Raw genomic sequence first — 12,129 nt, forward strand, 5'->3', positions numbered from 1 at the left:
GCCTGACCCACGCCTTTACCAACAGGGCCTGGCGGCCACAGAGATTCATTCAGCATCACTACTGAAGATCACCGTGTGAGGCGATATTGCACAAAGTCGGCTCTGGCATGCACCTCGCCAGGACACGAACGCTTCAGGTATCACGAATAGCACACGAGGAATCCAGTATGTCTACACGTCGAGTCGTCGTAACCGGCCTTGGGCTGGTTTCTCCATTGGGTATCGGTGTAGAGCCCACCTGGCCCCGGCTCTTGAACGGAACCTCTGGAATCAGACGATTACCCGAGGGCATGGTGAATGACCTGCCGGTCAAGATCGCCGGCGTGGTCCCCGACCACATGGAAGATCCGCAAGCCGGATTCGATGCTGGCCGCATTGCCCCTCCTAAAGAACAGCGCAAGATGGATCGATTCATACTTTTTGCGCTGGCAGCAGCTGACGAGGCAATCAATCTGGCCGGATGGTACCCCACGCAAGCCCACGAGCAGGAGCGTACCGCAACGGTGATTGCGTCTGGAATTGGAGGATTTCCAGCAATTGCAGCGGCAGTACGCACAACCAGTACTCGTGGTGCCCGCCGCCTCTCCCCTTTCACCGTGCCTTCTTTCCTGGTCAATCTTGCTGCTGGCCAAGTCTCCATTCGGCATGGATACAAGGGACCCATCGGAGCCCCCGTAACCGCTTGCGCCGCCAGTGTCCAGGCGATTGGCGACGCAGCGCGAATGATCCGGGACGACGAGGCAGATGTGGCCATCTGTGGAGGAGCCGAAGCCTGCATTGACGAAGTGAGTATGGGTGGCTTCGCAGCAGCACGTGCCCTCTCCACCGGCTTCAATGACACTCCAATACGTGCCTCTCGCCCTTTCGACAACGCCCGAGATGGATTTGTCATGGGGGAAGGCGCGGGTGTATTGGTCATTGAAGAACTGGAACATGCACTTGCGCGTGGCGCGACGCCCCTCGCTGAAATCGTTGGTTACGGCACGACAGCCGATTCCTACCACATCACATCAGGCCCAGGCGATGGCAGCGGCGCCCAGCGTGCAATGTCAAACGCTCTAGCGCAGGCAAGGTTGAATCCTTCGGATATCCAACACCTCAACGCCCACGCCACCTCTACTCCGTCAGGAGACAAGGGGGAACTCGCAGCGATCAAGGCAGTGTTCGGTAACGGGGTGGCCATCAGTGCAACCAAATCAGCGACTGGCCATCTACTCGGTGCAGCCGGGGGCCTGGAGGCCATTCTGACGATTCTGGCGCTGCGCGACCAAATTGCGCCACCGACACTCAACCTGGAAAATCCGGATCCCGCTGCCGAGGGACTCGACCTGATTCGGGGATCAGCACGGCAACTGCCGATGGAGCACGCCATTACCAATGGCTTTGGCTTTGGTGGCGTCAATGCCAGTGTCATCTTTCGCTGCTGGCCATGATCCCAGAATCTCGCGTATAGCGCTCTCGAACGTTTCCACGAGTGTTTGCAGCCCCCTCAAGGTGGTTCCAGACGAAAGACCTCTTGGGCGGCGATAGTTCCGGTCGCCAGAGCGTGCTCCGTTGCGCCCCTGAGGTGCTGTTGCAGGATATCCCGTGCGCCTCGGGCATCCCGTCGTAAAGCACAGTCGCACAGCATCCGGTGCTCATCGGCGACGACACGTCCCCGGCTGGACACGGCATTGAGTTGGTAACGCAGGTACTTGTCGAAGACGGCATTGTGCAAGTGCATCAGCGCCTCGGAACCGCAAGCCGAAATCAGTGCCTGGTGAAACTGCCCATCATATTGCTTCCAGCGCTCGGCGAGCTGAGGGTCACTACTGGCCTTGTCTGCATCGATGGTGGCGAGTTTGTGGTGAGCGGCCACCACTCTCGCCTCCCAGTCCACGTCTCCTTTTTTCAGGGAGTCCTCCAACGCCCGGCCCTCCACGAGAAGCCGCAGATCAGCCAACTCACAAACATTCTGTTCCGATATCGGTGCGACTTCGAAACCACGTTGCCCCTCGGCGACGACGAACCCTTCCGACGCGAGCCGGTTGAGTACTTCACGCAGTGTGGCCACGCTGGTGCCGTAGTCGTCACGCAGGCTGCTCAGCTTCAATTTCCTTCCGGGAATCAGCTTCCCGGCGATGATGTCGGCACGTATGCGGTGCCATGCCGCCTCACCTACCGAAGTCAATGCCTCTGATTTGCCTGGCATTCCGTGCGTTCGGGAAGAGGAGAGCTCGATAGAGGAGAGTTCGGTAGAGGCCAGTTGCCCAGTTTCCAGCGTGTGTGCCACACAGGCCGATATATGTTGGTGCAATACGGCAGTCGCGTGGTCCGCATCGCGTCCCAGGGCTGCGTCCAGCAGCAAGCGGTGTTCCTCGGCGGCAGCTTCGCCGCGGAAGATGACGGCGACAATCTGGTAACGCTGGTAACGATCGAAGATCGCACTATAGGCCTGGAGCAGTTCCGTCGAGCCGCACGCGGAAACGAGGGTATGATGGAATTCGCGGTCATAGTGCTTCCACTCGGCGCTACGGCTGCTATCTCCCAGTATCATCAGGCGCTCCATGGTCTCGAGCTTGTGGTAAGCGCCGACCACTCGCCCCTCCCACTCCAGGTCGCCCTTGAGGAATGACCCGCGCAGGGCATGACTCTCCAGCAATTCGCGAAGGTCGGCGAGTTGCTGAAACTCCTCCTGAGTGACGGCGGCAACCTCGAAACCGCGCTGGCCTTCGGAACAGACCAGGCCTTCGGCAGACAGACGATAGAGAGTCTCACGCAAAGTGCTGACGCTAGCTGAGTAGTGCTCTTTCAGCGCTTCCAGGCGCAGCCGGGAACGCGGTGCCAGGTGCCCGCCGATGATATCGCTGCGAATGGACCGGTACGCGATTTCCCCCGCCGTTTCCTGTTGTGCTGACAGCAAGTTCGACCTCCTCGTTGGTCCAGGCATTATGTGCTCCGCGAGCCGGGCCGGCAACGGAGAGCAGACACTTCAACTGATGTTATTCAAAACATACGACAAAAGTCATTATACAGGTTGATTGCGAGAATGTAGCATGCCTATAGTCCAGCGTAGGAGGAAGACCCTCGCCTTGGGCACATCACAATGACAAGACAAAGGAGGCACTCCATGCCCATTACCGCCAAATGTCGGAGCATTCTCGCCATCGGTGCCATGATGGTCGCGGCAACGGCAGTCGCGCAGGACAACCCCACGTTACGCTTCTCGGCAGTGTTCTCGGATCAGGATATCCGCGCCGAGATGATGCAGCGCTTCGAAGAGGCCATCGCCGACGACTTCGACATGGAGTTGCATTACGGTGGCACACTCTTCAGACAAGGCTCAGAATTGGTCGCACTCCAACGCGGCAACCTGGAAATGAGTAATGTCGCACCCCAGGATATCGCTAACCAGATCCCGGCCTGGTCTCTTCTTACATCAGCCTATCTCTTTCGTGATGCCGAGCACCTGCTGACTTTCTTCCACAGCGAAGCTGGCGAGGAAATGAAGTCCATGGCAGAGGAACAGCTTGACGTCCATATTCTTGGCCCGACCTTCTTCGGCACTCGCCATGTGGGTCTGGTCGACGATAAGCGCATCGAAACCCCCGAAGACATGTCCGGTATCCGGCTTCGCATGCCGCCGGGCGAATCGTGGCAATTCCTGGGCGAGTCGCTCGGTGCCAATCCAACCGCCATGGCCTATGCCGAGGTTTATACCGGTTTGCAAACTGGCGCCATCGACGGTCAGGACAATCCACTGCCCAACGTCCAGAACATGCGTTTCTATGAAGTGATGGACCAGATTGCGTTGACGTCGCATCTCGTAGCGTTCGATCTGCTGATGGTTTCCTCCAGCGTCTGGAATGATATGTCGCCGGAGCAGCAGCAGGAATTCCAGGCTGCTGCAGACGAAGCGATCGCCTGGAGTACAGCGGAACATGAGCGCAACGAGCATGAACTGGCCGATTTCTTCCGCGAAGAAGGGCTCGACCTTTACACACCGGATGTAGATGCCTTCCGCGCATATGCACAGCAGAAGTATCTTGAGTCATCACTCTCCGATGCATGGCCGAAAGGTATGCTTGAACGCATCAACAACCTTTAATGGCTGGTGGATCGGCCACATTACGGCCGATCCTACCCCACCCTATAGGTAGAAAAATGCGCCAGAAGATTCTCCGTTTCGCAACCAGGCTGCGTCATGGTGCTGACGCCATTGCGGCTATCATGCTTGCGGTCATGTTCATCTCATTCCTTGTCACAGTATTATTCCGCTACGTTTTCAACTTGCCGGCAGGTTGGGCCTCGGAACTCAGCACTGTCATGTGGATCTGGCTGGTGTTGTTTGGTGCCGCGTTCACTCTGAGAGAGCGTGACGAAATTCGCTTCGACATCTTGTACAGCAATGTTCGCCCTTCCATTCGCCGTGTGATGGCGATGATCTTTTCTATAGGAATCGTCAGCCTTTTTCTGATTTCTCTTCCCGCAGTTTATGACTATGTAACCTTCATGAAAGTGCAGGACACGTCCTATCTCCACATTAGATTTGACTGGCTGTATTCAATTTACGTGATCTTCTGCGTAGCCATCATCATTCGTTACGTCTGGATTGGTATTCGTGCCGCACTGGGGCACGACCCAATGGCTAGAAGCGACATCATTAAAGAAGAAGAACGGAGAGGTTAAGGATGGATCCATTCATGCTTACACTGCTGGTCATCATCGCCCTGGCAGTTCTGGGGTTGCCGATCGGGCTATCGATGATCTCCGGTTCCGTCGTTTATCTCTTCATGAACGGAATGGACATGGGGCTAGTGGCCGAACAGTTGCTGAACAGCATGTTCACAGGTTATGTAATTCTCGCAGTGCCACTGTTCATTCTTGCCGCAGAACTGATGAATATTGGCTCGATGACCAATCGCTTGCTGCATTTCTGTAATGCACTGGTCGGACGCTTCCGTGGCGGTCTTGCCTACGTGAACATCGTGCAATCCATCATTTTCTCGGGTATGTCCGGGTCTGCTTTCGCCGACGCAGCGGGTACGGGCCGGATCATCGCCAACATGATGACTCAGGACGGACGCTACACCCGCAGCTTCGCCGCCGCGCTTACCGCTAGTGCTGCCGTTATCGGGCCGATCATTCCGCCGTCGATTCCGATGGTGCTTTATGCTCTGGTTTCCAATGCGTCTATTGGATATCTGTTTCTCGGCGGTATTATTCCCGGGTTGTTGATGGGGGGAATGCTGATGGCCGTGGTGATGATCACGGCGCGACGCAGGAAGTTTCCAGTGGAGGCACCTACACCAGTCCGACAGCTACCAGGCATTACCGCTCGTGCTTTCCCTGCATTGATGCTGCCGGTGGTGCTACTGGGAGGGATCTACAGCGGAGCGATGACCCCCACCGAAGCAGCCGCCGTCGCCGCGGCCTATGCTTTTCTGATTGCAGTGCTTCTGTATCGCAACATCAGTGCAAGACAGGTATTCGGTTCACTTGTCAGCAGCGCCCGCTCTTCTGTCGCCATTGGCATGTTGATCGCAGGTGCATTGGTCTTCAATTATGTCGTAACGTCGGAAAATATTCCTCAGTCACTACGCCTATTTTTGACCGATTATGACCTTACGGTGCTGCAGTTCTTGTTAATGGTCAATATCGTGCTGCTGCTGTTGGGCTGTTTGTTGGAAGGGACAGCCATCATATTGATCATCGTGCCAGTATTCATTCCCACTGCAAATGCACTTGGCGTAGATCTGATACATTTCGGCGTGATAGCGGTGGTAAACATAATGATCGGCTTGGTGACGCCACCTTACGGGTTATTGATCTTCATTATGCAGAGCATCACCCGCGCCCCGTTACGCAACCTGTTCTTCGATCTTATCCCGTTTATTGCCGCACTACTTCTGTCTTTGGCGATCATTACACTTTTCCCCGAGCTCGTCCTCTGGCTACCGCGAAAGTTTGGCTATGATGGCTGAAAACTATAAGAGATAATTTCGATGTCTAAACCAATTCATGTTATCAACGGACCGAATCTCAATCGCCTCGGCCTGAGAGAGCCGGAAATCTATGGCTACACGACATTAGCCGAAGTGGAATCCATTTGCCGGGATTCCTGCGGAGAGTTTGAACTTGTCTTTCGCCAGTCAAATTCCGAGGCTGAACTGATTGAGTGGATTCATGAAGCAATCGACAATTCGAGTGGCATATTGATCAACCCAGCGGCCTTCACCTTCACCTCCATGGCAATCATGGATGCGCTGAAGATGTATCCTTTTCCAATCATTGAATTTCACATTTCCAATATCCATAAGCGAGAACCGATGTATCACAACTCGCTGATTTCGCCAATCGCAACGGCGGTTATGGCGGGGACTGGCGCACCAGGCTATGGCTATGCGGTGCGGCTATTACGCGACATGATCACCGATCGCGCCTAGCCGTGGGTAACTGTGCTCGTCGGGTTATAGTTGTTCCCTAAGCTGCACACGGAAGTGCTGCACAACCCCGTTATTCCGGCAGGCGAGTGTTCCGCGCTGTCTGCAGGGCCCAATGCCTTGATCGCTGGATCTGCATCCGAGTAGAGCGCCATCGCTCAATCCAGGGCGCGCCGAGAGAAGAGCTCTGGTTGCCGACAGACAAACCAAAGCTCCCGCATAAACCAGGGACGGCGGGGACATCCCCCGCCTCCTTCCCTGTATATACCGCTTACCTACTCGGCTTCAGGCAAAGCGTAGGCAATCAAGTAGTCACCACGATCAGGGGACTGGCGTGCACCACCGGCTGAAATCACTACATACTGCTTGCCGGTTTCCGGCGACACATAAGAGATTGGAGTACCTTGTGAGCCCACGGGCAAACGGGCCTTCCAGACTTCTTCTCCAGTGGCACTGTCAAAGGCACGCAGCCAATAGTCCTGAGTTGCAGCAAAGAACACCAGACCTCCCTGGGTGGCAAGTGACCCACCAATGGTAGGCATACCGATCGGTATCGGCAGGTGTGTCTTCATACCAAACAGCACCGTGTCCTGAACGGTACCGAGTGGTGCCTCCCAGTCGACACTACGAGTCTGCATATTGACAGCGGTGAGGGTGCCGAAGGGAGGCTCCTGACAGGGAATACCAAGCGGAGACAGGAAACGATCCTTCAGCACCGAATAAGGTGTGCCCTTGAGCGGAACCGCTCCCATGCCAGCATTGACAGCTTCGGATCCATCAGACGCAGCGGCGTTTTCGGCTTGTGGCTCCATATGGACCCAAAGCCCGAGACGCATGTCGTTGATGAACATTGTCTGTGACGTTGGATCGTATGAGACACCACCCCAGTTCAAGCCACCCAACGACCCAGGGAAGCTCAGTGAGTAATCCGTGTCTGGTGCGGTGAACAGGCCGTCATAGCGATAGCCACGGAAGATATAGCGGCACATCAACTGATCGAACGGAGTACCGCCCCACATGTCCTTTTCCGTCAGCCGCTGAGCACCGATCTGAGGCATACCGACTGATACCGGCTGATGAGTCGCATAGGGCTCATTCGGGATCGTGGCGGGCTGAACTTCATGCTCCTCAACTTCCGTCAGAGGCTCTCCGGTGAGCCGATCGAGCACGAAAAGCTGACCAACCTTGGTGCCAAAGACCAGTGCCGGTACGGAATTGCCATTGCCATCAGGGAAATCAATCAATGTGGGCTGCATTGGCACGTCATAGTCCCAGAGATCATGGCGCACTGTCTGATAGTGCCACTTCTCGTTGCCGGTTGAGGCATCCAGGGCAAGCAGCGTGCCGCCGTAGGTTTCATCCAACTCGGAACGTTCTGCTCCCCAGAGATCAATCGCAGCGTTACCGACCCCCATGTAGACTGTATTCGATGCGGGGTCGTAGGTCATCGGCGCCCAGACATTGGGGGTCGAGCGCACAAAAGTCTGGTCCGTAACAGGCGCGTTGCGATCCTGAGGGTTGCCGGGATCAAAAGCCCAGCGCATTTCGCCCGTAATGGCATCAAAGCCGCGAATGACCCCACCTGGCATGTCAATTGCCACGTTATCCGCTACGCGCCCCCCTACTACCACCGTCGTTCCGGCAATGGTGGGCGGCGATGTCAGCGAGTAGAGGGGAACGTCTGCATTACCGAGACCAGTCTTCAGATCGACACGTCCTGCATCGCCAAAGTCACTGCAGAGCTCTCCACTATCAGCATCGATGGCCACCAGCACGGCATCGATCGTATTCATGTAGATGCGACGTTGGCAGGCAGAACCTTCACTCAACACCACCGGTGGTACTTGAGTGCTGCCGGGCACGGTCGGCTGTTCAACCGCGCTGGCCGCATCGAAATACGCCAGTCCACGGCAACGAACCCAGGTGCTCGTATCGGAAGGAAATTCTTTACGCCACTTTTCTTCACCGGAGGCACTGTCGAGAGCAACGACAGTGTTATGTGGAGTGCAGAAGTAGAGTGTGTCATCCACCATCAGAGGGGTGCCCTGGTCTTCGGCCCCACCGCCTCCTGGACTTTGTGGTGTATCACCAGTTTGGAATGTCCAGGCAACTTCAAGATCCTGAACATTGTCGCGGGTAATCTGGTCCAGTGCTGCAAAGCGCGTGGCGTTGGTATCACCGCCATAATTCGCCCAGTTGGACGTCGCTGCATCGGCAACGGGAGACTGACCGGTTGGGGACTCGGCAATCAGGTGCCCATGAGGCAGAAACATTCCCCAGACCATCCCGACCATGGCCAGCAGTGCAACACCTGCGACACTCATATTGAGCGCAGCCGCTGGTTGACGACCAGCTCGCCTGAGAATCAGCGGATGCAGCAGCATCAACAGGAAGAAGGCACACAGGAACGTGAATATTCGCGCGTGTAGAGCCCAGAAGTCGAGCCCTGCTTCCCAGAAGGCCCATACCACGGTGGCCAGAAATGCCAGAGTATAGATTGCCGTACCCGAAGGCCTGCCGCGCGCCACCTGAACGCCCGAGATCAGCAGCGCCAGACCCATGAGCAAATAGTACCAGCTGCCACCACGGGAGATCAGCATCGCCCCACCGACCAGCAGCCCCAGCCCTACAGCAGCGAAAATCAAACCTACAACGATCAACAGCACTTTGATGGGTGCTGAAACCGAATTGCGGTCGGTGCCCTTCATGTCATTTCCCATTATGCGAACGAAAACAAACTCGACCACCGGTGATTTTCATTCACCGGCTCAGTAGGGCGAGTACGAGGAGGATAGGATCCTGTCAACAATATTAGCATGCTAATGTTATACATTGTATTGGCAAACCACCGTCACAGGCCATTTGAGTAGTATCAGAGCCTTATATGAGCCCAGCGCTCAAAACTGCAAAGATGAATTATCAGGTTAGATGATCTACCCCAGTATCGCAGCGGCGAAAAGCAGTAAGTCATACTGTATAGCTGCTCGGCCTAACGAAGATCGGATTGGCACTGCCTCGCTCAACAATAGACCTTTCCTCCTATCTCCCTCCTCCTACACGGTGACGAAATGAGCCATCACTACTGCAAGATCATGGTTCATGAGCAGATACGTTAGTCTGTGCATCTGCTACAGGCTAAGCAACAAACTGATAACAATAATGAGGATGTCCTGCGTCTTAAGAAGCAGCTTTCTTACTTTAAGCTAAGCGACAAGACATAGCCTCAATATATAATAAAGAAATCATGTCCCGTTCGGCTCGGCTCGGCTCGGCGGACTGGATCAGGTTCATGATGCTGGTGGCACGCTGGCCGCTGCGCAGTAACCCGGCGAAAAGCCAGTTCGAGCTTCCCGGTGCCCCGGAATTGCCCGATCCTCCGCCTCTGGAAGACGCTTGCAGATAGAGACTGGCCCACGCAGTTCCTTCCTTTCTCGAGTTACCAGAAACGACGCATCACCATCGATTGTTAAAGACAACGCTACCCTTGGTTCCGGAGAGCCCGTTCCACCTGCCAGAGCCGATCTTGACCGAAGAACATCTCCTCCTCGACAAAGAAAGTCGGCGCGCCGAATGAACCGCGTGCCACTGCCTCTTCGGTGATGGTTTTGAGCCTATCTCTCACCGATGACTCCTGGCACCTAGCTAGCACGGCTTCCGTATCAAAGCCCGCCTGCTTCAGGACTTCCGCAATCACCTTGGGGTCGTTCATATTCCTCTGTTCAACCCAGAGAGCGGAAAAGACTGCGCTCAGATAATCCTGGAACCTGGGATCATCCAGGTGTGCAACCGCGCCCCGCATAAGCATCAGCGTGTCGACGGGGAAGTGGGGGTTGAAGTGGAATCCAACTCCGTACTCATCTGCGAACCGCTTCAGGTCCGTCTGCATATACCGGCCCTTTGCCGGATTGGCACCCGGGGACTGGTTGTCGGTGGCCTTGAAGACGCCGCCGAGCAGCATGGGTTTCCAGTTCAGTTCTGCCTTATTGCGTTCGGCAAGGGCGGGGAGTTGGGTCCAGGCCAGATAGCTGGCGGGACTGCCTACGTCAAAATAAACATCAATGCTCTGTGTCATGGGCTTGTCCTCTTCAGAAGGTTTCCATCCAGGGGCGCAGGTCCAGTTCATGGGTCCAACAGTCCCTGGGCTGGCAGTGGAGTTGCCAGTACTGGCCGGCAATATGGTCCGGGTTGAGGATGCCGTCCTGGCTTTTGAGGGCGTACTTGTCGGGGAAATTTTCACGGATGAAATCCGTGTCGATGGCGCCGTCGATGAGCGAATGCGCAACATGGATTCCCCTGGGGCCGAGTTCACGCGCCATGCTCTGGGCAGTGGCCCGTAACGCGAACTTGGCACCGGAGAACGCGGCGAAGCCGCTGTTGCCGCGAACGGAGGCGGTAGCGCCAGTGAAGATAATGGTGCCCTGCTCACGAGGGAGCATGGCTTTGGCGGCTTCGCGTCCGGTGAGAAAACCGGCAAGGGCGGCCATTTCCCAGACCTTGCGGTAGACCCTTTCAGTGGTGTCTGTGATGGAGAACGAGACGTTGGCGCCAATGTTGAAAATCACGAGATGGATCTCACCGATGGCCTGTTCGATATGCTCGAACAGTTCCGTCATCTCCTGTTCCTTGCGGGCATCACACCCGAAGGGATGAATGATACCGCCTTCGGACCGGATCTCATTCACAAGCGGTTCCAAGGCTTCTTTGCGGCGGCGAGTGGCAACCACCGCCATGCCTTCCCGGGCGAAACGTATGGCAATGGCGCCGCCAGTGGCGTCACCAGCACCAACGACGACGGCAACCTTGGGGTTGTGATTGGAGGTGGGCATAGGCTCTCCTAGGTTCTTTTTTAGAACTGGAAAAAACCTAGGTTCCATTTTGGAACCTGTCAAGCTATTCTGTGTGCAGTTGGCTTGAAAGAGGTTGTCTATGCGCTGGGAAGAACTGGACCAGCAGCCGTGCTCACTGGCCCGTACACTCGCCGTGATTGGCGACCGGTGGACGCTATTGGTATTACGCGAGTGCTTTCTGGGAGTGAGGCGTTTCGAGATGTTTGAGCAACGCCTGGGCATTACCCGTCATATTCTTACGGACCGTCTGAAGAAGCTGGTGCACCATGATGTGTTGTATAAAAGCCCCTACCAGGAAAAGCCGGTGCGCGAGGAGTACCGGTTAACCGAGAAAGGGCTGGACCTGCACCCGGTGATCCTGTCGCTGGTTCGGTGGGGCGATACCTACATGGCGGATGAACGGGGTGCGCCTGTCGTGCACATTCACAAGAGCTGCGGTGAGGTTATGCACCCAGTAACAGTTTGTTCCGAATGCGGAGAGCCGATCGGGGCGCGGGATGTCCGAGTTCAAACGGGAGATGCCTGGGCAAACCAAGCCGGGCAAGACCCTCTTCCCAATGCAAATCCGGCTGACTGACAAGCCATCGATATTGTAGGCACGCAATATTCCATCGTGGACTACTCCCGTCAGGGAACACTTCTGTCTATGATTGGACTAGGGAAACGCTGCGCAAATCCTGCCGTAGCTGCCTGCTCGCCACTGGCGGCGGAGAATCTGATCATCCCGCCACCGTTAGCCATCCGATGAAGCAGATCTCGTTCGCCCAAGCAGGCTCGCATGGAAAACATCAAGAGCGCTGAACCATCAGCCAGCCATCCGGGGCGAAGCGGCTAGTGTCAACCTATTGGATCTCTGCAGT

Annotated in this window: 10 protein-coding genes; 6 read left to right on the top strand and 4 right to left on the bottom strand. The window is 55.9% G+C overall.

The features are described from left to right. Positions 1-167: 167 nt before the first annotated feature. Positions 168-1,433, top strand: coding sequence for a beta-ketoacyl-ACP synthase II (fabF, locus tag AR456_RS12635; protein ID WP_031208835.1), 1,266 nt, complete (start codon positions 168-170; stop codon positions 1,431-1,433). 56 nt (positions 1,434-1,489) lie between these two features. Here fabF and AR456_RS21515 read toward each other — a convergent pair whose 3' ends face one another. Then, positions 1,490-2,902 (bottom strand): GntR family transcriptional regulator, encoded by a 1,413-nt coding sequence (locus AR456_RS21515; RefSeq protein ID WP_021820947.1) that lies wholly within the window; start codon positions 2,900-2,902, stop codon positions 1,490-1,492. A gap of 207 nt (positions 2,903-3,109) precedes the next feature. Here AR456_RS21515 and dctP point away from each other — a divergent pair, with 207 nt between their 5' ends. Genes dctP through AR456_RS12665 form a run of 4 tightly spaced genes read left to right on the top strand, consistent with a single transcriptional unit; the run spans position 3,110 to position 6,425 of the window. Next, complete coding sequence (dctP, locus tag AR456_RS12650) at positions 3,110-4,087, top strand: TRAP transporter substrate-binding protein DctP (RefSeq protein ID WP_021820946.1); 978 nt, start codon at positions 3,110-3,112, stop codon at positions 4,085-4,087. Between the two features lie 56 nt (positions 4,088-4,143). Then, positions 4,144-4,668: a TRAP transporter small permease gene (locus tag AR456_RS12655; RefSeq protein ID WP_021820945.1), complete on the top strand. Its 525-nt coding sequence runs from the start codon at positions 4,144-4,146 to the stop codon at positions 4,666-4,668. Positions 4,669-4,670: 2 nt separating this feature from the next. Then, on the top strand, positions 4,671-5,963 hold the full coding sequence (locus tag AR456_RS12660) for a TRAP transporter large permease (RefSeq protein ID WP_021820944.1): 1,293 nt from the start codon (positions 4,671-4,673) through the stop codon (positions 5,961-5,963). A 21-nt stretch (positions 5,964-5,984) separates the two neighbouring features. Continuing rightward, positions 5,985-6,425, top strand: coding sequence for a type II 3-dehydroquinate dehydratase (locus AR456_RS12665; protein WP_021820943.1), 441 nt, complete (start codon positions 5,985-5,987; stop codon positions 6,423-6,425). Positions 6,426-6,697: 272 nt separating this feature from the next. Here AR456_RS12665 and AR456_RS12670 read toward each other — a convergent pair whose 3' ends face one another. The 3 genes from AR456_RS12670 to AR456_RS12680 all read right to left on the bottom strand — a co-directional run bounded on the left by AR456_RS12670 (position 6,698) and on the right by AR456_RS12680 (position 11,248). Beyond that, the gene (locus tag AR456_RS12670) at positions 6,698-9,130 is read right to left on the bottom strand and encodes a membrane-bound PQQ-dependent dehydrogenase, glucose/quinate/shikimate family (protein WP_021820942.1); all 2,433 of its coding nucleotides are present in this window, start codon (positions 9,128-9,130) and stop codon (positions 6,698-6,700) included. Between the two features lie 770 nt (positions 9,131-9,900). Next, entirely contained in the window at positions 9,901-10,494 is a 594-nt protein-coding gene (locus AR456_RS12675; RefSeq protein WP_021820940.1) for a 2-hydroxychromene-2-carboxylate isomerase, read from the bottom strand. Between the two features lie 13 nt (positions 10,495-10,507). Next, complete coding sequence (locus AR456_RS12680) at positions 10,508-11,248, bottom strand: SDR family oxidoreductase (RefSeq protein WP_021820939.1); 741 nt, start codon at positions 11,246-11,248, stop codon at positions 10,508-10,510. Positions 11,249-11,348: 100 nt separating this feature from the next. Between AR456_RS12680 and AR456_RS12685 the strand changes: the two genes are divergently transcribed. After that, a complete protein-coding gene (locus AR456_RS12685; protein WP_021820938.1) occupies positions 11,349-11,846 on the top strand; it encodes a winged helix-turn-helix transcriptional regulator in 498 nt (165 codons plus the stop codon). Positions 11,847-12,129: the final 283 nt, after the last annotated feature.

It is taken from the genome of Halomonas huangheensis, from assembly GCF_001431725.1.
Lineage (GTDB): Bacteria > Pseudomonadota > Gammaproteobacteria > Pseudomonadales > Halomonadaceae > Halomonas > Halomonas huangheensis.

Excerpts from the sequence above, each read along its gene's own strand:
- AR456_RS12670 (WP_021820942.1), bottom strand. The coding sequence starts at position 9,130 with ATGAAGGGCACCGACCGCAATTCGGTTTCAGCACCCATCAAAGTGCTG.
- AR456_RS12665 (WP_021820943.1), top strand. The coding sequence starts at position 5,985 with ATGTCTAAACCAATTCATGTTATCAACGGACCGAATCTCAATCGCCTC.
- fabF (WP_031208835.1), top strand. The coding sequence starts at position 168 with ATGTCTACACGTCGAGTCGTCGTAACCGGCCTTGGGCTGGTTTCTCCA.
- AR456_RS12660 (WP_021820944.1), top strand. The coding sequence starts at position 4,671 with ATGGATCCATTCATGCTTACACTGCTGGTCATCATCGCCCTGGCAGTT.
- AR456_RS12685 (WP_021820938.1), top strand. The coding sequence starts at position 11,349 with ATGCGCTGGGAAGAACTGGACCAGCAGCCGTGCTCACTGGCCCGTACA.
- AR456_RS12655 (WP_021820945.1), top strand. The coding sequence starts at position 4,144 with ATGCGCCAGAAGATTCTCCGTTTCGCAACCAGGCTGCGTCATGGTGCT.
- dctP (WP_021820946.1), top strand. The coding sequence starts at position 3,110 with ATGCCCATTACCGCCAAATGTCGGAGCATTCTCGCCATCGGTGCCATG.
- AR456_RS12675 (WP_021820940.1), bottom strand. The coding sequence starts at position 10,494 with ATGACACAGAGCATTGATGTTTATTTTGACGTAGGCAGTCCCGCCAGC.
- AR456_RS12680 (WP_021820939.1), bottom strand. The coding sequence starts at position 11,248 with ATGCCCACCTCCAATCACAACCCCAAGGTTGCCGTCGTCGTTGGTGCT.